This window comes from Kribbella sp. NPDC051587 (assembly GCF_044453945.1).
Classification (GTDB): Bacteria; Actinomycetota; Actinomycetes; order Propionibacteriales; family Kribbellaceae; genus Kribbella.
In genome coordinates this window covers 58,314-79,355 of the sequence record NZ_JBITDE010000015.1, presented here as the reverse complement: position 1 = coordinate 79,355, position 21,042 = coordinate 58,314, and the positions used below count along the sequence as shown (strand labels likewise).

The 21,042-nt window shown below is 67.5% G+C and carries 25 protein-coding genes; 17 read left to right on the top strand and 8 right to left on the bottom strand.

Annotation, left to right across the window (positions count from 1 at the left end; all coding sequences use genetic code 11):
- Positions 1-32 precede the first annotated feature (32 nt).
- Positions 33-776: an MBL fold metallo-hydrolase gene (locus tag ACIA49_RS36195; RefSeq protein WP_396382785.1), complete on the top strand. Its 744-nt coding sequence runs from the start codon at positions 33-35 to the stop codon at positions 774-776.
- Here ACIA49_RS36195 and zwf read toward each other — a convergent pair.
- Entirely contained in the window at positions 773-2,269 is a 1,497-nt protein-coding gene (gene zwf / locus ACIA49_RS36190; RefSeq protein WP_396382783.1) for a glucose-6-phosphate dehydrogenase, read from the bottom strand. The two genes, ACIA49_RS36195 and zwf, sit on opposite strands and share 4 nt — an antisense overlap.
- Positions 2,270-2,335: 66 nt before the next feature.
- On the opposite strand from zwf, the gene ACIA49_RS36185 reads away from it, so the two are divergent.
- The 3 genes from ACIA49_RS36185 to ACIA49_RS36175 are packed head-to-tail and all read left to right on the top strand — an operon-like array spanning position 2,336 to position 4,479.
- Positions 2,336-2,686: a YciI family protein gene (locus ACIA49_RS36185; RefSeq protein WP_396382782.1), complete on the top strand. Its 351-nt coding sequence runs from the start codon at positions 2,336-2,338 to the stop codon at positions 2,684-2,686.
- The gene (locus tag ACIA49_RS36180) at positions 2,683-3,870 is read left to right on the top strand and encodes an RNA polymerase sigma factor (RefSeq protein ID WP_396382780.1); all 1,188 of its coding nucleotides are present in this window, start codon (positions 2,683-2,685) and stop codon (positions 3,868-3,870) included. Before ACIA49_RS36185 ends, ACIA49_RS36180 begins: the two co-directional genes overlap by 4 nt.
- Before the next feature lie 18 nt (positions 3,871-3,888).
- Positions 3,889-4,479, top strand: a complete 591-nt coding sequence (locus ACIA49_RS36175) for a maleylpyruvate isomerase family mycothiol-dependent enzyme (RefSeq protein WP_396382778.1) — start codon at positions 3,889-3,891, stop codon at positions 4,477-4,479.
- Here ACIA49_RS36175 and ACIA49_RS36170 read toward each other — a convergent pair.
- Positions 4,442-5,995, bottom strand: coding sequence for a serine hydrolase domain-containing protein (locus ACIA49_RS36170; protein ID WP_396382776.1), 1,554 nt, complete (start codon positions 5,993-5,995; stop codon positions 4,442-4,444). The genes ACIA49_RS36175 and ACIA49_RS36170 overlap by 38 nt on opposite strands.
- A 76-nt stretch (positions 5,996-6,071) precedes the next feature.
- Between ACIA49_RS36170 and ACIA49_RS36165 the strand changes: the two genes are divergently transcribed.
- Both ACIA49_RS36165 and ACIA49_RS36160 read left to right on the top strand, forming a co-directional pair.
- Positions 6,072-6,608 (top strand): hypothetical protein, encoded by a 537-nt coding sequence (locus ACIA49_RS36165; RefSeq protein WP_396382775.1) that lies wholly within the window; start codon positions 6,072-6,074, stop codon positions 6,606-6,608.
- 57 nt (positions 6,609-6,665) lie between these two features.
- Positions 6,666-7,280, top strand: a complete 615-nt coding sequence (locus tag ACIA49_RS36160) for a TMEM175 family protein (protein WP_396382774.1) — start codon at positions 6,666-6,668, stop codon at positions 7,278-7,280.
- Here the strand turns inward: ACIA49_RS36160 and ACIA49_RS36155 are convergent.
- The 3 genes from ACIA49_RS36155 to ACIA49_RS36145 all read right to left on the bottom strand — a co-directional run bounded on the left by ACIA49_RS36155 (position 7,273) and on the right by ACIA49_RS36145 (position 10,188).
- The gene (locus ACIA49_RS36155; protein WP_396382773.1) at positions 7,273-8,880 is read right to left on the bottom strand and encodes a carboxylesterase/lipase family protein; all 1,608 of its coding nucleotides are present in this window, start codon (positions 8,878-8,880) and stop codon (positions 7,273-7,275) included. The genes ACIA49_RS36160 and ACIA49_RS36155 overlap by 8 nt on opposite strands.
- 69 nt (positions 8,881-8,949) lie before the next feature.
- Positions 8,950-9,702 (bottom strand): precorrin-6A synthase (deacetylating), encoded by a 753-nt coding sequence (gene cobF / locus ACIA49_RS36150; RefSeq protein ID WP_396382771.1) that lies wholly within the window; start codon positions 9,700-9,702, stop codon positions 8,950-8,952.
- Between the two features lie 9 nt (positions 9,703-9,711).
- Positions 9,712-10,188: a MarR family winged helix-turn-helix transcriptional regulator gene (locus tag ACIA49_RS36145; RefSeq protein ID WP_396382769.1), complete on the bottom strand. Its 477-nt coding sequence runs from the start codon at positions 10,186-10,188 to the stop codon at positions 9,712-9,714.
- A gap of 119 nt (positions 10,189-10,307) precedes the next feature.
- On the opposite strand from ACIA49_RS36145, the gene ACIA49_RS36140 reads away from it, so the two are divergent.
- From ACIA49_RS36140 to ACIA49_RS36090, 11 genes are all read left to right on the top strand, one after another.
- Positions 10,308-11,459 (top strand): MFS transporter, encoded by a 1,152-nt coding sequence (locus tag ACIA49_RS36140; protein WP_396382767.1) that lies wholly within the window; start codon positions 10,308-10,310, stop codon positions 11,457-11,459.
- Positions 11,460-11,501: 42 nt separating this feature from the next.
- Positions 11,502-12,581, top strand: coding sequence for a precorrin-3B synthase (locus tag ACIA49_RS36135; protein ID WP_396382765.1), 1,080 nt, complete (start codon positions 11,502-11,504; stop codon positions 12,579-12,581).
- Positions 12,578-13,204 (top strand): precorrin-8X methylmutase, encoded by a 627-nt coding sequence (locus tag ACIA49_RS36130; RefSeq protein ID WP_396382763.1) that lies wholly within the window; start codon positions 12,578-12,580, stop codon positions 13,202-13,204. Before ACIA49_RS36135 ends, ACIA49_RS36130 begins: the two co-directional genes overlap by 4 nt.
- Entirely contained in the window at positions 13,201-14,697 is a 1,497-nt protein-coding gene (locus ACIA49_RS36125; protein WP_396382761.1) for a precorrin-2 C(20)-methyltransferase, read from the top strand. The genes ACIA49_RS36130 and ACIA49_RS36125 overlap by 4 nt, the downstream gene beginning before the upstream one ends.
- 77 nt (positions 14,698-14,774) lie before the next feature.
- Entirely contained in the window at positions 14,775-15,368 is a 594-nt protein-coding gene (locus ACIA49_RS36120; protein WP_396382760.1) for a hypothetical protein, read from the top strand.
- A 58-nt stretch (positions 15,369-15,426) separates the two neighbouring features.
- Positions 15,427-16,479, top strand: a complete 1,053-nt coding sequence (locus tag ACIA49_RS36115) for an FAD-dependent oxidoreductase (protein WP_396382759.1) — start codon at positions 15,427-15,429, stop codon at positions 16,477-16,479.
- 40 nt (positions 16,480-16,519) lie between these two features.
- Positions 16,520-17,104, top strand: coding sequence for a helix-turn-helix domain-containing protein (locus ACIA49_RS36110; RefSeq protein WP_396382757.1), 585 nt, complete (start codon positions 16,520-16,522; stop codon positions 17,102-17,104).
- A 42-nt stretch (positions 17,105-17,146) separates the two neighbouring features.
- On the top strand, positions 17,147-17,419 hold the full coding sequence (locus ACIA49_RS36105) for a hypothetical protein (RefSeq protein ID WP_396382756.1): 273 nt from the start codon (positions 17,147-17,149) through the stop codon (positions 17,417-17,419).
- Between the two features lie 84 nt (positions 17,420-17,503).
- The gene (locus tag ACIA49_RS36100) at positions 17,504-17,824 is read left to right on the top strand and encodes an ArsR/SmtB family transcription factor (RefSeq protein WP_396382754.1); all 321 of its coding nucleotides are present in this window, start codon (positions 17,504-17,506) and stop codon (positions 17,822-17,824) included.
- Positions 17,825-17,826: 2 nt separating this feature from the next.
- Positions 17,827-18,264 carry an SRPBCC family protein gene (locus ACIA49_RS36095; RefSeq protein ID WP_396382753.1) on the top strand — a complete coding sequence of 146 codons (438 nt, stop codon included), beginning with the start codon at positions 17,827-17,829 and terminating at the stop codon, positions 18,262-18,264.
- A gap of 2 nt (positions 18,265-18,266) precedes the next feature.
- Positions 18,267-18,623 (top strand): VOC family protein, encoded by a 357-nt coding sequence (locus tag ACIA49_RS36090; RefSeq protein WP_396382751.1) that lies wholly within the window; start codon positions 18,267-18,269, stop codon positions 18,621-18,623.
- On the opposite strand, the gene ACIA49_RS36085 is transcribed toward ACIA49_RS36090, so the two are convergent.
- From ACIA49_RS36085 to ACIA49_RS36075, 3 genes are all read right to left on the bottom strand, one after another.
- Positions 18,620-19,168, bottom strand: a complete 549-nt coding sequence (locus ACIA49_RS36085; protein ID WP_396382750.1) for a GrpB family protein — start codon at positions 19,166-19,168, stop codon at positions 18,620-18,622. The two genes, ACIA49_RS36090 and ACIA49_RS36085, sit on opposite strands and share 4 nt — an antisense overlap.
- 317 nt (positions 19,169-19,485) lie before the next feature.
- Positions 19,486-20,541, bottom strand: a complete 1,056-nt coding sequence (locus tag ACIA49_RS36080) for a DUF5937 family protein (RefSeq protein ID WP_396382748.1) — start codon at positions 20,539-20,541, stop codon at positions 19,486-19,488.
- A complete protein-coding gene (locus ACIA49_RS36075) occupies positions 20,541-21,011 on the bottom strand; it encodes a GyrI-like domain-containing protein (RefSeq protein ID WP_396382746.1) in 471 nt (156 codons plus the stop codon). Before ACIA49_RS36075 ends, ACIA49_RS36080 begins: the two co-directional genes overlap by 1 nt.
- Between the last annotated feature and the right edge of the window lie 31 nt (positions 21,012-21,042).

The window sequence follows — 21,042 nt, the reverse complement described above, 5'->3', positions numbered from 1 at the left end:
GCGCCGGGGACAATCCCCGTACCATCTCTTCCGTGAAATACAGCGGTTTGGTGGAAGCAGCGGACGACGTCTTCTTTGTGCAGGGCTCTCTGGTCAACTGGGTGCTACTGCGTGACGGGACCGACCTGACGCTGATCGACGGCGGGTATCCGGGAGACATCGACGCGGTGGAGGCCTCGATCAGAGCCATCGGCCGGCAGCCCGAGGACGTGCGGGCCATCCTGCTGACCCACGCGCACGCCGACCACGTGGGCGCGGTGAACCCGTTCCACAGCCGGTACGGCACTCCGACGTACGCCGATGCCGCTGAAGTGGGCCATGCGCATCGGGACTACCTCGACCAGCTCACTCCGGCCAAGCTCGTTGCCAATCTGTGGCGGCCGCGGGTGCTGCCGTGGGCCGTGGGGATCATCCGCAACCGCGCCCTGCAGGACGTGGCGGCTCCGCACGTGCAGGCCTTCCCGTCGGACGGCGCACTCGACCTGCCCGGCCAGCCAGTCCCTGTGCCGACTCACGGTCACACTGCGGGCCATTCGGCGTACTACGTGCCGTCGGCGGGCGCAGTGATCACCGGAGACGCGCTGGTCACCGGGCACAAGATCGTGTCGGCCGTCGGCCCACAGCTGATCCCGCCGCTGTTCCAGCACGGCGACCCGACAGATCTACTGACCGCGCTGAAGCCGCTCGTGGACCTGGACGCCGACGTGGTGCTGCCCGGTCACGGCGGACTGCACCGCGGTCCGATCCGCGAGGCAGTGGCCGCCGTACACGCTTAGGGTTTGGGCTTGTTCTCGCGCCACTCGCGCTCGAACGGCAGCCGCCAGGCGCGGGGCGCGATCAGCTGGTGAATGGCGTTCGGGCCCCACGTGCCGGGCTGGTAGGTCTTGACCGGCGGCGGGTCGTCCAGCAGGTGTGCCGACCGCTCCCACAGTGACTCGATGCCTTCGGCGGTGGTGAACAGCGTGTGGTCGCCGCGCATGGCGTCCAGGATCAGCCGCTCGTAGGCCTCCAGTACGTCGCCGGCGCTCTTGGTCTCCTGCGTGGAGAACTGCATCGACAGCTTCTCCAGCCGCATCCCCGGCCCGGGCCGCTTGCCGTAGAACGACAGCGAGACCCGGGACGAGTCGGCCAGGTCGAAGGTCAGGTGGTCCGGGCCCTCGGTTCCGAAGCCGGTCGGGAACATCGTCTTCGGCGCCTCCTTGAAGGCGATCGAGATGATCCGCTGTCCCTGCGCCATCCGCTTGCCGGTGCGCAGGAAGAACGGCACCCCGGCCCAGCGCCAGTTGTCGACCTCGACCTTCAGCGCGATGAACGTCTCGGTGTCGGAGTCCGGCGCGACCCCCTCCTCGTTGCGGTACCCGGAGTACTGACCGCGGACCACGTCGGTCGCCTGGATCGGCAGCATCGACCGGAAGACCTTGTTCTTCTCCTCCGAGATCGCCCGCGGCTCCAGGGCGGTCGGCGGCTCCATCGCGACGAACGACATCACCTGCATCAGGTGCGTGACGACCATGTCCTTGAACGCGCCGGTCGGCTCGTAGAAGGTGGCCCGCTGGTCGAGCCCGAGCTCCTCGGGGATGTCGATCTGCACGTGGTCGATGTGGTTGCGGTTCCAGATCGGCTCGAACAGGCCGTTGGCGAACCGGAAGGCGAGAATGTTCAGCGCCGCCTCCTTGCCCAGGAAGTGGTCGATCCGGAACACCTGCGACTCGTCGAAGGTCTCGTGGACGAAGTCGTTCAGCTTGATGGCGCTGGCCAGGTCGTCGCCGAACGGCTTCTCCATCACCACCCGGGCCCGGTCGACCAGTCCGGCGTCGCGGAGCATGGCGATCACAGCCTGGGCGGCCTTCGGCGGCACCGACAGGTAGTGCAGGCGGCGGGTGTCCGCACCTAGCAGCTCCTCAGCAGCCCGTACGGCGTCGGCCAGCGGTCCCGGACCGGCTGAAACCGGCACGTAGTCGAGGCGGCCGGCGAACTGCGCCCACTCCTCGTCACTCATCTTGTGGGTCCCGTACGTCTCCACCGCCTGCCGGGCGCGCTCGCGGAACTCGTCCACGGTCAGGTCCTCGGTGGCCGACCCGATGATCCGGACGTCCGGCGCGAACCGGGACTGCTGCAGATACGCCAGACCCGGCAGCAGCTTGCGCTTGGCCAGGTCACCGGTGGCACCGAACAGCACGATGACATGAGGTGCCAGCGGCTCCTCGTCCCGTCGAGACGGCCGCGATCCGGGCGCCGGGTACGCGATGGTCTGAGTACGGTCAGGCATAGTCGCAGTGTAGGTCGTGTCTGTTTCCGATCCGGGCGTTCGTCGGTGAACTGTTCGGTTGCCCAAATGAACGACACAGCGACGAGTTGGAGGACGGCTGTGAAGTACCTGCTGATGATCGCCGGCGGCGCGGAGGCCGAGGCGCATGCCAACGAGGGCTGTGGTGGCTGGTCGGAGGAGATGGAGGCCCGGGGCGTCGTCACCGGAGGTGCCGGGCTGCGGCCGCCGTCCGAGGCCACCACGGTGCGGGTCCGCGACAAGGAGCTGCTGCTCACCGACGGCCCGTTCGCGGAGACCAAGGAGCAGATCGGTGGCTTCGTGCTGATCGACTGCGCGGACCTGGACGAGGCGATCGAGATCGCCGCCAAGCACCCGGCCGCGAGCTACGGAACGATCGAGATCCGCCCGGTGCTGTGACGTACGCCGACGTCTTCCGGGCGGAGTGGGGCCAGGTGGTCGCCACGCTGATCCGGATGACCGGTGACTGGGAGCTGGCCGAGGAGTGCGCGCAGGAAGCGTGCGCTGCGGCTCTCGAGCGCTGGCCGCGCGACGGCGTACCGAACAAGCCAGGTGCCTGGCTGACGACCACTGCGCGCAACCGCGCGATCGACTGGCTCCGCCGCGAGGCGGTGGGTGCCGCCAAGCTTCAGGAGGTCGCTGCGATGACTCATGAGCCTCCTCCCGCGTACGACGTACCGGACGATCGGCTGCGGTTGATGTTCACCTGCTGCCACCCGGCGCTGGCGATGGAGGCGCGGGTCGCGTTGACGTTGCGGACGCTCGCCGGACTCAGTACGGCGGAGATCGCGCGGGCGTTCCTGGTCGGCGAGACCACCATGTCGAAGCGGCTCACCCGGGCCAAGCAGAAGATCCAGTACGCCGGAATCCCGTACCGCGTCCCACCGGCGCATCTGCTGCCGGAGCGGACTCCCGCCGTACTCGCGGTGCTCTATCTGCTCTTCAACGAGGGGTACTCCGATGTCAGCCGCAGCACTCTGAGCCAGGAGGGCATCCGGCTGGCCAGACTGCTCGTCGAGCTGATGCCAGAAGAGCCAGAGGCCGCCGGACTGCTTGCCCTGATGCTCTTCCACGACTCTCGCCGCGAGACACGCCTCTCCCCCGACGGTGTCCTCATCACTCTGGACGAGCAGGACCGGACGCGCTGGAACTGCGAGCTGATCACCGAGGCGGAGGAGCTGCTCGACCGTACTCTCCAACGGCGCATGCCTGGCCCCTACCAGGTGCAGGCCGCTATCGCCGCGTGTCATGCGATCGCCCGGACCGCAGCCGACACGGACTGGCCACAGATCGCCGCGCTTTACGGGCAGCTCCCCCAGACGCCGGTCGTCGCGCTCAACCGCGCCGTCGCGCTGGGCATGGCGGACGGACCGGGCGTCGGCCTTGCACTGGTTGACCAACTGGCAGCTGGCTCGTTGGCCGGTTACCACCTGCTCCCGGCGGCTCGGGCGGACTTCCTCCGCCGGCTCAACCGCCGTACCGAGGCTGTCGCCGCCTACACGGAGGCAATCGAGTTGGCCACGACGGACGCCGACCGGAAGTACCTGCAGAAACGATTGGCCGAGGTGTCTGTCCGGAGCTGAGGTGTTCGTCGGTGGGGTATGACGGAGATTCGAGACCTCGTGGCCGCGGAGCGCACCGATCTGGCCGAGATGCTGAGTGGATTGAACGCAGACGACTGGGACAAGCCGAGTCTGTGCGCGGGCTGGCGAGTGCGTGAAGTGGTTGCTCACATCACCATGGCGTACCGGTACTCCACTCCCCGCGTGCTGCTGGGGATTGCGAAGGCAGGTGGCCGTTTCAACCGGTTCTCGGAACGTGCGGCGCGTGCCGACACTGCAGCCTTGAGCAATGCCGAGCTGCTCAGCTGTCTGCAGGAGAACATCCACCACCCCTGGCAGCCGCCGGGCGGTGGCTACGAAGGCGCCTTGTCCCATGACGTGATCCACGGGCTCGACATGACCGTTGCGCTGGGCATCGATCGCCGCGTGCCGCTGGATCGGCTGCGTGTAGTTCTGGGTGGGCTGGGTCCCAAGCACCTCAAGTACTTCGGGGTGGACCTGTCTGAGACCGAGCTGCGCGCTACGGACCTGGACTGGTCCTACGGTGCCGGTGAGGTGGTCACCGGCACCGCTCAGGACCTGCTGCTGTTGGTCAGCGGGCGGGAGTCGTCAGTTCGGCGAGGCTCTTGAGCTGACGACCTCCGGCGCTGCGGGTGGCTGCCGTCTGCTTGCGGAACAGGCGGCCGCCGTACCGGAGGAAGGCGGGCTTGCCGTCCGGACCGGGGACGAAGTTGGCGCGGGTGTAGTCGGGCGTGCCGTCCAGGCCGAGCGACAGCACGTAGTCATGACGGTAGAAGCCGAAACGGAGTGCAGGCTGCCCGTCGGCGGATCCGAGCAGCTGGCCCTTGTCGGCCGTCAGGTCGATGCCGAACGAGCTCTCCACCCCGTCAAGGCCGACCTGGGTAGCTGTGTACGTGCCCTCGTACGGCGCCAACTGCTTCGGCGTGAGCGGACGCAGTACGGCGGGCAGGTTGTGTACGCCGGCCAGCTCGGCCAGCGCCCAGTCGTCGGCGAACAGCTCCGCGGTCAACGCGGGACCGCTCTCCGAGTTCGTGAGCACAGTGAGGGCGAAGTCGCGCTTCGGCACCATCAGGAAGCCGGAGTGCTGACCGGACCAGTCGCCACCGTGCTGAACCACCTTCACGCCCTCAGCGGTCGGCCGCAGCATCCAGCCGACGCCGACGCCGTCCAGCTCGACGAACAGCGTGCCGCCCGGTCCTGGGTTGGACTGCATCGCTACACGCGTCCGGTCGCCCAGCAGCCGCGGGAACCCGTGGTGGCCGAGCTGGAAGCGCGCATAGCGCAACTGGTCGTGTGCGCTGGAGATGAGACCGCCGAACGAGTGCAGACTGCGCGGCATCGCCTCGAACGCCGGCTCGTAGACCGCCTTCCCGTTGACGATGTTGTGCGGTGCGGCAACGCTGAATCCGCCCAGTTCGCTACGGAAGTACCGGCTGTGCGCCAGACCGAGCGGGTCGATCAGCATCTGCCGCGCAGCGGTCTCGTACGGCTTCCCGGTGACCGCCTCGACGATTCGCCCGGCCACACCGATCGCTGCGTTGTTGTACGAGAAGACCTTGCCCAGTGGGGTCAACTGCGGCGCCGTGGACAGCGCAGCGACGTACCGGGCCAGTGCGTCGTCGCCGTCGCCAGTGTCGACGAACGTGTCGCCCCGCCAGCCGGCGGAGTGGTTCAGCAGCTGCCGGACAGTGACACGCGGTCCGACCGTCGGGTCAGCGGTGGCGAAGTTGGGCAGGTAGCGCCGCACCGGTGCGTCCAGGTGCACGAGGCCACGCTCGACCAGCTGCATGATGACGGTCGCGGTGAAGGTCTTCGTGGTGGAGCCGATGCGGAAGACGGTGTCGCCGGTGACCGGCGACGGGCTGTCGACGTTCGTCACGCCGAAACCGCGGACATACTCGTGACCGCGGTACCAAACGCCCAGGCCGACGCCAGGGATCGCGTACTTGGCCATCCCGGCCTCGATCTTGTCGAACAGCCGGCCGACCGCGGCGGGCGTCGTACGGGTCGGCTTGGTAGCGGTAGGCGTGGCGGTGGCGGTTGTGGTTGCCAGTGCGCTGATGGGTACAGCGGCGGCTGCGGTAGCCAGGACGGTACGCCGCGAGATTCCTGAGCTTTGCGACACGGCAGTCTCCTCGGTCGAAGGCAATTGGAACCACTAACGATATTATTTCCACACTTGGAATCAATAGGGGTAGACCATGACCGAACCCTCAACGCCGCTCGCCGACCTGCTGCTGCACCCGATCCGGTGGCGGATCATCCAGCGGGTGCTGGGCCGGGAGGTCACCACCACCGACCTCAGGCACGACCTGCCCGACGTCGCGGCGACGACGCTCTACCGGCACGTCGCGGCGCTGATCGACGGCGGGGTGCTGACGGTGGTCCGGGAGCGCCGGATCCGGGGCGCCGTCGAGCGCACCCTGACCGTCGACCAGTCCACGGATGTCGCGCACATCGAGGAGGACGAGGCCCGCGCGATGACGCCGGACCAGCACCGGCGCGCCCTGCTGCTGATGCTCACCCAGCTGACCGCCGACTACGACCGGATCGTGGAGCACGGGCACCTCGACAGCCGGCGCGACCAGTTCGGCTACAACCAGGTGTCGCTGTACGTCGACAGCGACGACCTGGACACCCTCCGCCGGGGGTTGCAGGCCCTGGTGGAGCCCTACCTGCGCGCCGCCCCCGGCAAGGACCGCATCACGTTGTCGACGGTCTCGCTGCCGGACACCTGACCGGGACTGGTCGACCGGGCCCGGTGGGGCGGGGAAGGCATCAGTACTCTGTGCCGCGTGAGTAAGACGAGGAATCCGGATCGGTTGATCCTGTTCACCGACGCCGTTGTGGCGATCGCGCTGACCCTGCTGATCCTTCCGCTGGTCGAGGTGGTCGCCGAATACAAGGCCGAGGACCACACCGCCCTGCAGGTCATCACCGACCACAAGCCGGAGATCTACTCGTTCCTGCTGAGCTTCGCGGTGATCGGGAACTTCTGGCTGGGCCACCACCAGGTCTTCGAGCACGTCCGTGCCTACACATCCGGCATGATGCGGCTCAACATGCTCTGGCTCCTGTTCATCGTGATCCTGCCGTTCCCGACCGAGATCGTCGGTAGCTTCGAGAGCTCACAGTTCACCGCCGGCTTCTACAGCGGGACGATCCTTGCCCTCAGCACCAGCCAGACCGCGCTCACCTGGATGATCAAGGGACACCCCGAGATCGAGAACCCGAACGACCCGGTCACCAGTCGGGAGCTCACCAACTCCTTCGTGCTGACCGGGCTGACCCTGCTCGCCTTCGTTCTGGCGGCGTTCGTTCCGGGTGTCCGCTTCTACGCGCTGCTGCTTCTGCTGCTCTCGCCGTTCCTGATGCGCGGAATCGACCTGGTGCGCAAGCGCTCTAGCTGAGGCCGGCCCAGAAGGCGCAGTGGTGTTCGGTGCTCAGGTTGACCGGGTGGATGCCGGTTTGGTCCGTCGGAGCCAGTGAGAGTCCCTTGACCTCGTGCTGGCCGGTCGGGGACCAGGCCGGGCGGCCAGGTCCGTTCGGGTTGCCAGTGCGGACGAACGCCGTCCAGTAGTCGATCATCTGGTTCGACAGCGTCTGCTGGGTGGCTGTCAGTGGGAAGTCGATCCCACCCGGGCGGAAGAGGTACACCAGCTCGGCGGCGTGTGCGGCACCCAGTCCGGGCGCAGCGAGCGGTGAGTGCTTGTCAGCGAACTCATAGGCGTAGACGGGCACCTTGCGAGCGGCCTGCTGACCGCTGCTGACCTGTGTGCACGACCAGATCCGGTCGGTGGTGACTGCGGACCACGCAGCAGCCGGCGATTCGTAGCTGCTCAGTGGGTACTCGCGCAGGACCTTGGGAGCCTTCTTCGCTCCGACCATGGCGGTCACGAGCTTCGGGTAGTCCTTGATCTCCCCGAAGGCCGACAACCACGCAGCGGCCTCGTCGTGGTTGTTGCCGGAGATGATCGGCACTCGGTGGAACAGCCCGGCCTGCAACGCCTTGGCTGGACTCAACGGCAGTACGGCGCTCCCGCCGTACCCGAGCTGGGTGAACTGGAACATGTCGTCGATCAGTACGTCGGAATCGATCGTCCGCAGGCAGTCGACGGCGGACTGGCCGGGCTTGCAGTGCAGGTCAGGGAGCTTCTCGGCGCCCCACTCCTTGCCGTTCGCCTGGACATCGCGGATTGGATGCCAGGGCGAGTCCGCCGCCTGGCCGGGGTATTGGCTGTTGTCACCCCAGTTGAAGTTGCACGAGCCGCTCTGCATGATCGCCTTGCTGAACAGGCCGGTCGAGGTCGGCGAGGTGAGCTGCGCACACACGCTCATGCCACCGGCGGACTCCCCTGCGACAGTCACGTTGCGCGGGTCACCACCGAAGGCACGCGCGTTGCGCTGTACCCAACGCAGGGCGGCCTGCTGGTCCTGCAGCCCGAACGTGCCGGAGCCAGGCAGACCCGGGTAGCCGAAGAATCCATAGATGCCCAGCCGGTAGTTGACCGTCACAACGACCACGTCACCACGCGCGGCGAGCTTTGAGGCCTCATAGCTGTTGCCGGCGCCCTCGAAGAAGCCGCCGCCCGGAATCCACACCATGACTGCTCGTGGCTTCCTGGCCGGAGCTGTGGGCGTGGTGACGTTCAGATAGAGGCAGTCCTCAGCAGTAGAGCCCTTTGGGACCTCAGAGTTGGCTTGCTGCGGACACGGATTGCCTAGCTTCGATTCACGGACACCGGTCCACGGCTGCACCGGCTGTGGTGCTTTCCAGCGCAGCGCGCCGACCGGGGGCGCGGCGTACGGGATCCCGTCGAAGACACGCGCCTGTCCAACTGTCTTGCTCTGCACCCGTCCAGAGTCGGTGCGGACGACGTCGGGCTGAACGCCTGTCCTCGATGCCGCGTTATCGGTGGCAGCTTCGCTTGGTGCGGCAGCACTGAGGACGGCTGCACCTGCCACCGGCACGAGCGCCGCGGTCAGCAATGCCAAGAGTTTCTTCGTCATACCGACACCCTCCGCCGGACCGGTCGCCTACCGCTTCCGCCGGAGGTTCAGAGCACCACCACCTTTGGTCTAGGGGCGGCGCAACAGGTAGGTGTCCATGATCCAGCCCTTGCGCTCCCGCGCCTCGGCACGCACCTTCTCGATCTCCGCGGCCACCTCCCGGACGGGACCCGCGATCAGCAGCTCGTCCGGCGTACCGAGGTAAGCACCCCAGTAGATGGTGGCGTCCTGATCGAGGTGTGCGGTGAAGGCAGTGTGGGCGTCAAGCATGACCACGACGTCGTCCACACCCTCCGGCCACTCCTTGGCCAGCCGCCGACCAGTGGTGATCTGCACCGGACGTCCCACCTGGTTGAGCGGAACGCGGTGCCGGGCGGCCAGTGTGGAGACGCTGCTGATGCCGGGGATCACCTCGATGTCGAAGGAGAGCTCACCGCGGTCCAGGATGTCGTCAAGGATCGCCAGCGTGCTGTCGTAGAGCGACGGGTCGCCCCAGACCAGGAAGGCGCCCACCTGGTCCGCACCGAGGTTCGCTGCGATCAGCTCGGCGCAGACATCGGCCCGGCGGCGTCGCCAGTCGTCGACAGCCTCGACGTACGCCGTACTGGACCGGTCCCGCTCGGGATCCCGGCCGACGACGACCTGGTACTCCTTGCCGGTCGCATGCCGCTGCAGGATCTCCGTGCGCAGATCGACCAGCTCCTGCTTCACATCACCCTTGTCCAGCACGAAGAACACGTCGACCCGGTTCAGCGCCGCCACTGCCTGCAGGGTGAGCTGCTCCGGATCGCCCGCCCCGATACCGATGACCACGATCTGCATGCGGGCAGACTAGTTCGTCCGCTCCCTTGCACGGCGGACGGGCTGTGCGTCGACCGGGGTCGCGAGGCGATCGTTCAGCAGGGTTTCGAGCGCCGCCACGAACGGCGCCCGCTCTTCGGCGGTCAGCGCGGCCAGGGTCTCGCGGTGGACGCGGTCCACGATCGCCTGGCTCTCATGCGCGATCTTCGCGCCGGCCTCGGTGACCGCGATGATCCTGGTCCGGCGGTCGGTGGCCGACGCCTTGCGCTCGGCGTACCCGGCCTGCTCGAGGGCGTCGACCGTGACCACCATCGTGGTCTTGTCCAGGTAGGCCAGCTCGGCGAGCTGGATCTGCGTCCGCTCCCCCTCCAGCGCGTGGCTCAATACGCACTGCATGCGGGTCGTCAGCCCGATCTCGCCCAGCGCCGCGTGCAGCTGCGTCTCCAGCACATGACCGGCGCGCTTCAGATAGCTGGTGAGGTCGGGAACGGTTCGGGTGCTGGCCATGCTTCGAGTCTAGGCGTCGAGGTGGCCCGACAGTCCTTGTTGGTAGCGGAAATACGACGTCCATCTGCGCGTCGCAAAGCCGCCAGCCCGTCTCCTGCTCGACGGGTTGAGTTGAGATCATGACACTAGCGATGACGCGAACGCAGACCACGCATCGGCTTGGAGTGGCCGCGGTGACCTTGGGCATCTTCACCATCGTCACCACCGAGATCCTGCCGGTCGGTCTGCTCACGCCGATCGGCGCCGACTTCGGCCTGACTGCTGGCCGGACCGGCTTGCTGATGACGACGCCCGGCCTGGTCGCCGCTGTCGCCGCACCGGTCATCACAGTGGCGACGGCGCGTCTGGATCGCCGGCTGATGCTGTGCTCGCTGATGGGGCTGCTCGCCGTCGCAGGGTTCCTGGCGGCCGCCGCACCGTCGTACGGGCTCGAACTGCTCGCCCGCCTCCTCGTCGGCCTGACCATCGGCGGTTTCTGGTCCATCGGCGCCGGACTGGCCAGACGGCTCGTTCCCGAGCGGTGGACAGCCCGCGCGACCGCGGTGATCTTTTCGGCGGTTCCACTCGGCACAGTGCTCGGCGTACCGGGTGGGACCTTCCTAGGCGAGCTGCTCGGGTGGCGTGCCTCGTTCGCTGCCCTCGGCGGCCTGTCGCTTCTGGTGATGGTCGCCCTCGCCGTAACCGTCCCGCCGCTGCCACCCCTGCAGGTCACCCGACTGTCCGTTGTGCGTGGCGCTCTCCGACGCAGCAAGCGAGCGCTCCTAGCCACCTGCCTGGTCGTGACCGGCCATTTCGCCGCGTACACCTACGTGACGCCGTTCCTGCACTCAGACCGGATCAGCCTGCTTCTGCTCGTGTACGGCGGTGCCGGGCTGGCCGGAAACCTCATCGCCGGTACGGCGGCCGCCCGCAACCTACGGCTGACCTTCGCCACGTGTGCTGGGCTGATGGCTGTTGCGATGCTGCTGCTACCGCTCTTGGGCCACACAACGCCGGGAGCCGCGACACTGCTGATCGTCTGGGGACTCGGGTACGGCGGCGTACCGGTCTGCACGATGAGCATGTTCGCCGCTGCGGCTCCGCAGGCGCGGGAGGCGGCGACTGTGTTGTTCACCTCATCGTTCCAGGCAGTGCTGTCCCTTGGGGCGCTGCTGGGCGGCCTGATCGTGGACACCTGGTCGGTCTCCGCCACGATGGTCGCGGGCGGCGTCTGCGTGGCTCTGACCGTGGGAGTCGTGACGTGGTCCAGGACACAGGCGTCCGCCACGTAGCATCGCGGTGTGGTGAGGACTTCAGCGGACAGGTGCCCAGGTGTGCTGGCAGTGCACCAGGCAGCTGACGGCGGCCTGGCCCGGATCCGCGTGCCCGGTGGGTTGCTGAGCGTCACCCAGCTCGACGTCCTGCGTTCCGCGTCGCTGGACCTCGGCGACGGTCGCCTGGAGCTCACCTCCCGCGGCAATCTTCAGATCCGCGCTCTGCGACCAGACGGGCCGCAAGAGCTATCGAACCGCCTGTACGGCGCCGGCCTCCTCCCCTCGCTGACGCACGAGCGCGTCCGCAACATCCTCGTCTCTCCACTGTCCGGTCTCGACGGCCGGTACGACGTGCTGCCGCTCGCGGCCGCGGTGGACCGGGGCCTGTGCGCCGATCCGGCGTTGGCTGAGTTACCTGGACGGTTCCTGTTCGCACTGGACGACGGGCGCGGCGATCTGGCCGACTCCGGGGCAGATGTCTTGGTCCAGGCGATCGACTCCCGTGAGGCGCTGCTGAGCGTTGGTACGCACGGCGTGCGCGTCGGCTGGGATGAGGTGGTCGAGCTGATGCTGGCCGTGGCCTCAGCCTTCCTGGAGCTGCGGGAGGGTGCGGAGTGGCGCGTCGCCGAGGTAGCGGACGGAGCGACGCGCATCTTCGAGCAGCTCGGCTTGCAGGCTTCTTCTGAGCTGCCGGTGACCGGTGCGCCAATTGAGGCTGGACAGCATGGAACAGCCCTCGTTGCCACTGTTCCGCTGGGCACTCTGACGCAGGAGCAGGCCGCGGTGCTCGTTGAGGTCGCAGAGTGGGTGCGCGTGACGCCGTGGCGATCCGTGGTGCTTCCTGCGGTGGCTACTGAGCCGCTGGAAGCAGTCGGGTTGATCACAACGCCTGACTCGGTGTGGAGTGGTGTGACAGCGTGTGCGGGACGCCCCGGCTGTGCGAAGGCGCTGGCCGATGTCCGCAGCGACGCCTGGCGGATCATGCCGGGGCTGACGCGCGACGGGCGCCGGGTGCACTGGTCCGGGTGTGAACGCCGGTGCGGGAAACCGGCAGGTGGTTTTGTCGACATACTTGCCGTCGGCAACGGGTATCTGGTCGATGGTGCAGTGCCCAATTTTCCAGAGAGGGAGCAGTGGTGAGCGAGTACGTGCGCGACGGCGCGGAGATCTACCGGCGGTCGTTCGCGACGATCCGGTCCGAGGCGGCGCTCGACCACCTGCCTGCAGACGTCGCCCAGGTCGCCGTCCGGATGATCCACGCCTGCGGCATGACCGATCTGGTCGCTGACCTGGCCTGGTCGCCGAACGTGGTCAAGAACGCGCGTACCGCCCTGCAGAACGGCGCACCGATCCTCTGTGACGCCCAGATGGTCGCTGCTGGGATCACGCGGCGGCGGCTGCCGGCTGACAACGAGGTGATCTGCACGCTGAGCTCGCCCGGTGTTCCTGAGCTGGCTGCGCAGCTGCAGACGACACGGAGTGCTGCCGCAGTGGACCTCTGGGCCGATCACTTGGCCGGTGCGGTCGTCGCGGTGGGCAACGCACCAACCACGTTGTTCCGATTGCTTGAGGTGATCGCAGCGGGCGGGCCGCGGCCGGCCGCCGTACTGGGGATTCCGGTCGGGTTCATCGGAGCTGCCGAGTCCAAGGAGGCACTGGCAGCGAACACGCTTGGTCTGGAGTATCTGGTGGTGCGGGGGCGTCGTGGTGGCAGTGCGATCACCGCCGCCGCTGTGAATGCGATTGCGAGCGAGGAAGAGTGACCGGACAGCTGTGGGGCGTAGGACTCGGGCCGGGTGATCCGGAGCTGGTCACGGTGAAGGCTGCGCGTCTGATCGGTGCTGCGGACGTGATCGCGTTCCACAGTGCACGGCACGGACGAAGCATCGCGCGCTCGGTCGCCGCGCCGTACCTGCGGGACGGGCAGCTCGAGGAGCACCTGGTCTATCCGCTCACCACTGAGACCACTGACCACCCCGGTGGCTATCAGGGCGCCATGGACGAGTTCTACGCCGAGTGCGCCGATCGGCTCGCGGCTCATCTCGACGCGGGCCGGAATGTCGTCGTACTGGCTGAAGGGGATCCGTTGTTCTACGGGTCCTACATGCACATGCACAAGCGGCTGGCTGACCGGTACCAGTGTGAGGTGGTTCCGGGCGTGACGTCGGTGAGCGCGGCGGCCGCCGTACTGGGTCGGCCGTTGTGTGAGCGCGATGAGGTGCTCACGGTGCTGCCGGGGACGCTGCCGCCGGACGTGCTGGCAGAGCGGTTGCGGAACACGGACGCTGCTGCGGTGATGAAGCTGGGCCGGACTTTTGGCAACGTACGTGAGGCTTTCGAGCTGGCTGGGCGTGCTGACGAGGCCTGGTACGTCGAGCGTGCCACCACTGACGCGCAGCGGATCGCTCCCCTGTCCGAGGTCGATCCGGACGAGGTGCCGTATTTTTCGCTGGCCCTGCTGCCCAGTCCGATCAACAACAGCTTCAGTGCGCCGGCCGTACGGACTGCACGCGAGGGTTCGGTGACGGTCGTCGGCCTGGGGCCTGCCGGGCCGGAGTGGATGACGCCTGAGGTGCGGGCGGCGATCGCCGGAGCGGACGACCTGATCGGCTACAGCCCGTACGTCGACCGGCTGCCGGACCGCGCGCGGCAACGCAAGCATGGGTCGGACAACCGGGTGGAGTCGGAGCGGGCCGCGTTCGCGTTGGACCTTGCCCGAAAGGGATCTGCGGTCGTTGTGGTGTCGTCCGGCGACCCGGGTGTGTTCGCGATGGCCAGTGCGGTCACTGAGGTCGCGTCGGAACCGGAGTACGCGGACATCGCCGTACAGGTGTTGCCTGGGATGACTGCGGCGCAGGCCGTGGCCAGCCGGGTCGGTGCGCCGTTGGGCCACGACTTTTGTGTGCTGTCGTTGTCTGACCGGCTCAAGCCGTGGGAGGTCATCGCACAGCGGTTGTCTGCTGCTGCGGCTGCAGATCTCGCGATTGCGATCTACAACCCGGCTTCGAAGTCCCGCACCTGGCAGGTCGCCGCCACGCGAGACCTGCTGCTGGAACACCGTTCCGCCGACACACCTGTAGTGGTGGGGCGTGACGTGGGTGGAAGTCAGGAGACAGTCACTGTCACCACTCTGGGCTCATTGGACCCGGAGACTGTCGACATGCGGTGCCTGCTCCTCATCGGCTCGTCACAGACGCGCACTGTCGATCGGCCGGCCGGACCGCTCGTCTTCACGCCACGCCGCTATCCAGGTTAAATCTGTGGCTGGACAGTGTTAGGGCGCTCACGTACGGGTACGGGTGGCGAGAAGCTCACCTGTGAGGAGAACGGACGATGAGCAACGTGACGACCGTCCCGGACCGGCCCCTGGTCGCACCGGATCGCCCACCGGCCGCTGACGCGGCCCTACTGGTCTATCGGGGATTCAAGTTCGGTGCAGCCTTCTTCGGCTGGCTGATCGCGATCGCCATGTCGGTCCTGCTGTCCGCCGCGGTCTCCGCAGTGGCCATGCTGACCGCCGAGATCCTGGACTACAACCGCGGTGACGCCGAGGCCTCCCCTGCCGCCGCCGGACTCACCGCCGCCGTCATGGCGATCGTGGTGATCGCAGTGGCCTTCTACAGCGGCGGGTACGTCGCCGGCCGGCTGGCCCGCTTCGACGGGGCCCGCAACGGGTTCGGGGTCTGGATGGTGGCAGTGCTGGTCGCCGTCCTCGCCGCCGGCGCCGGAGCACTGCTCAACAGCCAGTACGACTGGCTGACCGACGTACAGCGTCCGGACGTGGCCCTCTCCAACGGAACCCTCGCCACAGGTGGCGTGATCGCGGCCGTGGCCGTCATCGTCGTCACCCTGCTCGCCGCGATCATTGGCGGCAAGGCCGGCCAGCGCTACCACGAGAAGATCGACCGCCTGATCGAGGCGGAGTAAACCGTCGCGCTGACCCGGCGGCGGGAAGATGCGCTGCCGCGTCAGCGTTGTGGGTGGTGTGCTTCAGGTAGTGGTGATCGGCGCCGGCCAGGCAGGGCTGTCGGCTGCGTACCACCTCGTGCGGCTGGGATTCACGCCGTACGACGAGGTCGTCGTATTGGACAGCAATCCGGAGCCAGGGGGTGCGTGGCAGCACCGGTGGGACTCGTTGACCATGCACGACGTCCACGGGATCGCGAACCTGCCAGGTGCGCCAGTGCCGGACAGCGTGGGGCCGGAGCGGGCGAACGAGTTCGTGCCGTCGTACTTCGCGTCGTACGAGAAGCGGTTCGGGCTGCCGGTGGTGCGGCCGGTGGCGGTGGAGAGTGTGCAGCGGATCGAGGGCGGGTTCGAGGTGCGGACCGACCAGTCGACGTACCGGACTGCAGCTCTGGTGAACGCCACTGGCACGTGGAACCGGCCGTTCATCCCTTGGTACCCAGGGATCGAGACCTTCCAGGGACGGCAGCTGCACACTGCCGACTACCGCGGCGCCGCCGAGCTGGCCGGCCAGCAGGTGCTGGTGGTCGGCGGCGGCGCATCCGCCGTACAGCTGCTCGCCGAGATCTCCGAAGTCGCCACCACCACCTGGGTGACGCGCCGGCCACCGGAGTGGCACACCGGCGAGGAGTTCGGCCCCGAACTGGGTCGACAGGTCGTCGCCAAGGTCGAGGAGCGTGTCCGCGCCGGCCTCCCACCCCGCAGCGTCGTCAGCGTCACCGGACTGCACCTCCGCCCCCAAGAACAGCCCGCCTGGGATCGCGGCGTCTACACCCGCCTCCCCATGTTCGACAACCTCACCCCCGACGGCCCCACCTGGCCCGACGGCCGCCACCAACACATCGACACGATCCTCTGGGCCACCGGCTTCCGCGCCGACCTGGCCCACCTCTCCCCCTTACACCTGCGCGAGCCCTCCGGCGGCATCCGCATGGAAGGCACCCGAACCGCCCTGGACCCCCACATCCACCTGGTCGGCTACGGCCCCTCCGCCAGCACCATCGGCGCCAACCGAGCCGGCTTCACCGCCGCCCGCTCCCTCCGCAACCTCCTGAAACCCCAGACGCGGTAAGGCGGTTGCCGGACTCTGGGGTTGCATATATGCTACAAAAGTGAATGCCAGTGAGCTTCTTCGCCGCGCGCGCGAGGAGGCGGGCCTGTCGCGCAGCGCGCTTGCGATCAGAGCAGGCGTTCCGACCTCCACCGTCTCCCGCATCGAAGCCGGCTCGACGGACCCGACCATCACGATGCTCGGACGTTTGATCGCAGCCGCCGGGCTGACCTTGACCGTCGCCCTCCAGGACACCACCCGTTCGCGGCAGCCACGGATCGAAGAACTGGCCGACGCCCACGTCCCTGACGCGGCGGCACGCAAGATCAACTGGACGCGCCTGCGAGGTTTCATCGACCAACTCACCCAGCACCAAGAGCTGACAGGGCCGGCCATCGAGTCACCGCCGCACCGTACCGGCGACGCCATGTTCGACTCGCTGCTCGCGGGCATCGCCGAGAAGCTGGCCGACGACGCAGGCATCGACAGGCCCCGTTGGACTCGAGCCGTTCCAGCCTCCGCCACCCCATGGGATACGCCAGGCACCCCTGCACGGGTCAAGCGGGCTCGCACACAGACACCTCCACAGCTGGCGGCCCGCAATATCTGGCTGGCGGCCCACGACCTGTGGCGAGACGCCGCGTGAGTCCATCCGCACTGCCGCCACCGACTCAATGACTCGGCCGCCATGTTCGCTCCCGCCGGACTGCACATGGACGACTGCGAAGTCCGCTACCGGACCAGTCACCTGACCGTTCTCGCTCCGCCGCCGGACATGGTGTTCCTCATGAAGCTTCTAGCCGCTCGCGCACCGGATCATGACGACATGATCGCCCTCTGGCCGCGGTGCCACTTCACCGATGCACAGGCAGCAGTGAACGCGTTCTATACCGCCTACCCGTTCGAGGAGCACGATCCGTTCCTCGTCGACTACGTGCAGCAGATCGCCGACCAAGCCTGAGCCCTCGTCGTACGGTCGCGAGCTCAGCCCAAACAGTTAACCGACTACTTGACTTTCGCGAGGTCTGCGCCAATAGTTAAGGACATGATTAACCATGGCGAGCTCGATCGGGTGTTCCATGCACTCGCCGACCCGTCTCGGCGGGCGATCGTGGAACGGCTGGTCCGCGGACCGGCGCCGGTGAAGGAGCTGGCCGCGCCGCTCGCGATGTCACTGCCGGCGGTGATGCAGCACCTGAAGGTGTTGGAGGACGCGGGCGTCATCGTCACCGAGAAAGTCGGCCGCGTCCGCAGTTGCCGGATCGGATCGACTGCTCTGCGTACGGCGGAGCGGTGGCTGTCCGGTCAACGCACGGAACGCGAACGGCAGCTCGATCAGCTCGGCGACTATCTGGAAGGGAAATGATCATGACAGTCACGCATTCGACGTTCACCCTCGAACGCCGGTACCCGGCACCGGTCGAGCGCGTCTTCGAGGCCTGGGCGACCCCAGCGGCGCGCGGGCGCTGGATGGCACAGGGCGCGGAGCACGCGCAGGACTTCACCGTCGGCGGACTCGAGGTGGTCAAGGGGTTCGACGGCGAGGGCCGTTCGCTGACCTACGAGGCCCGGTACGCCGAGATCGTGCTGAACGAACGCATCATCACCACGTCCACGCTGCGTGCCGGCTCACAGCTGTCGACCACATCTGTCACCAGCGTCGAGTTCCAGCCGGACGGCGCCGAAACCGTGCTGGTACTCACCGAACACGGCATCTACCTCCCCGGCCAAGAGCAACCCGAGTGGCGCGAGCAGGGCACCGCCCAACAGCTCGACACCCTCGCTACCGAGTTCAAGGAGCACTGAACATGGCGCACGTTGAGCATGTCCTGGCAGTCGTCGCAGTGAGCTCTCTCGAAGCCAGCCGGCCCTGGTACACCAAGCTGTTCGGCCGCGAACCCGACAACAACCCCATGACCACCCTCATCGAGTGGCAGATCACCGACAACGGCTGGGTCCAGGTCACCGAGGACCCCACCCGCGCTGGCCACAGCCTCCTCAACCTCGCCGTCTCAGACCTCGCCGAGGGCGTCCGCGAGATCCGCGAACTGGGCATCGACCCCGGAGAGATCATCGACGCCAACAAAGGCGTCCGGCTCTGCCCCCTCACCGACCCCGACAACAACCAGATCACCCTGGTCGGCAACTTCCGAGTGAAGTACTAAGCATCACTGGGCTCTGGCTCCCACCCCGTCTGCTGCGCCCACGCATCAGCCCGCTGGATCGCCTCCCAGAACCACGGCACCTTCGCCGCGCCGTACGCCGCCCGGTCGTCACGGAACCTGTCAGCGAGCTCCCGCTTCAACGCCGCGTACTCCAGCACCGCCTCAGGGTGTGTGCGGAGGAAGTCCCGCAACAACAACGGAAACTGCTGCGAGAAGCTCCCCTCCTTCCGCACATGGATGTGAGTACGATGCGCGCCAGGCGCCTCCCGGAAGTACCGCTTCGTGCGCTCCACGTTGTCCGCCCGGTAGACGAATCCCAAGCCCTGCAAGGGCTCCCGGTACGGCGTCACCGGCTCCAGCGCCTCCACAGACACCTGTACGTCGATCACCGGCTTGGCCGCCAACCCCGGAACCGCCGTGGACCCGATGTGGTCGATCCGCAGCGCCACGTCCCCCAACGCACCCCGAAGCCTCTCCCCCAGCGCGGCGAACTGCCGCAGCCAGTCTGCGTCGTACGGCTCGATGTGGATCGCATGTTCACCCATGACGATCACGAGCGTACGGAAGAACGGGTAGTGGTCGGCCGCAGGGGCTGGCGCACGGTGGGATGCGCCGGTAGAGGACGCGGAGTGGCACGACTACCCGTCCTTCGGTACGGACTACCTGAGGCTCCACGCCTATGACCACTCCTCCTGCCCCTGTCGGCCGGTTCGACCTCTCCGTACACCGCACTGACCGAGTCGACCACGCTCGCCGCACGCCGCCCGTGGTCAGGGCGAGCGGTAGCGAGCAGGTCTAGTGAGCGGCGCGAGCGTGGAGGGGTAGCGGGCGACGAAGGAGCTCGCGTAGTCGGCCGCGGGGGTTATCTGAGGATGAGGGTGAGGAGGTGGGGGCCTAGGGAGTGGAGGGTGGCTTCGTTGAGGTGGTAGGTGACGAAGCGGCCTTGGCGTTCGGCGGTGACCAGGTTGGCGCGGGTGAGGGCTTTGAGGTGGCGGGTTACCTGGGTGGGGTGGAGGTTCCAGAGGGCGGCGATCTCGCCGGCGGTACGGGGTTCGCTGGCTACGGCTCGGCAGACCTGGAGGCGGTCGGGGGCGGCGAGGGCCTCCAGCCGCGCTCGGACCTGCTGGGCGGTGGGGACCGCTGGGCCGCGGCCGGTGGCGGGGTAGATGACAGTGAGAGGTTCGCCGGGGATCTCACCGAGGAAGAGGTGTGGGGCGATGTAGTTGCTGGGGACGAGCAGCAGGGAGCGGTCCGACAGGTCGATGCGCTTGTTCTGGACCTTCTGCACCACGGCGCTGTCGTCGTCGCGGATGGCGACCGAGCTGTCCAACGACTGCAGCATCGCCAGTACGCCGTCGCGCACCGCGTAGTCGCGGTCCTGGCGTCCACGGGCGGCTAACGCATCGCGCGACGACTCCCACACCTCGTGGAACCAGGTGGACCAACAAGCATCCAGCAGGTCGAGGAAACGCCGTACCGGCTCAGCTGGTGAGTCCAGCAAGGCTTCCACCAGCGCAGCGACCTCACGACCGCGACTGCGCGACCAGTGCCGTACGGCGTCGAGATCGACCTCGCGACTACTCAACGGCCGACCCCGCAACGGTCGTACGAGCTCAGCAGCCAGCGACTCGGGCGAACGCGCACGCAGGGCAGCGATCTCATCTGCCCACGACGGCACCCCAGTGGACGTAGTCGTCGCGAAGAAGCGTGCCCGCACTGCACGCACAGTCCACGTCCACTGCGACAACTCCGAACGCAACTCAGCAGGCAGCGGTACGTCGGACGCCCACTCCAGGCGGTTGTGATGCCGAGGTTCGGCCAGCACGTGGAGTGCGCAGCCGAGCTCGATCAACGGCGAGGCGACATGCCGCACGCGCTCCGGAGCGAGTCGACTGACGCCAGCGAGGACTGTGGGCACTACTTGAGCTTGAACTGCAGCTCGGTATCCCAGTCCGCCATGTCCGGCACCTCACGCGGGTCAGACAGGTAGACCTCCAGCCGAGCGGCCCACTTGTCACCGTCAGCGTCCCACTCCACGCCCTCTGCGGAGCCCCAGTCGAGCAGCTCACCCGTGGCCTTCACCAGTCCGTCCGGGTGACCGTGGTACATCGCAGTGGCGTACCGACCAGCCGGAAGCACCCCAGTGACGATCTCACCCTCTCCAGCGTGCAGATCGTCCACCGGGAACCCGATCTCCATCACCAGACCGGCTTCCATGTCCACTACGTCGTACTTGAAGAACGCCGCACCGTTCGGTGCGATCTCTCGCGCCGCGAGCCAGCCGATCACCTGACGCAGCCGGTCCGCGAACGCACTGATCCCGTCCATCTGCACGGTCCCCCGCAGCGCCACATACGGCCGCTCCGCCAGTTCCACGATCTCCGGCATCCCACAGTCCTCCCACTCGGCTATGCAATCA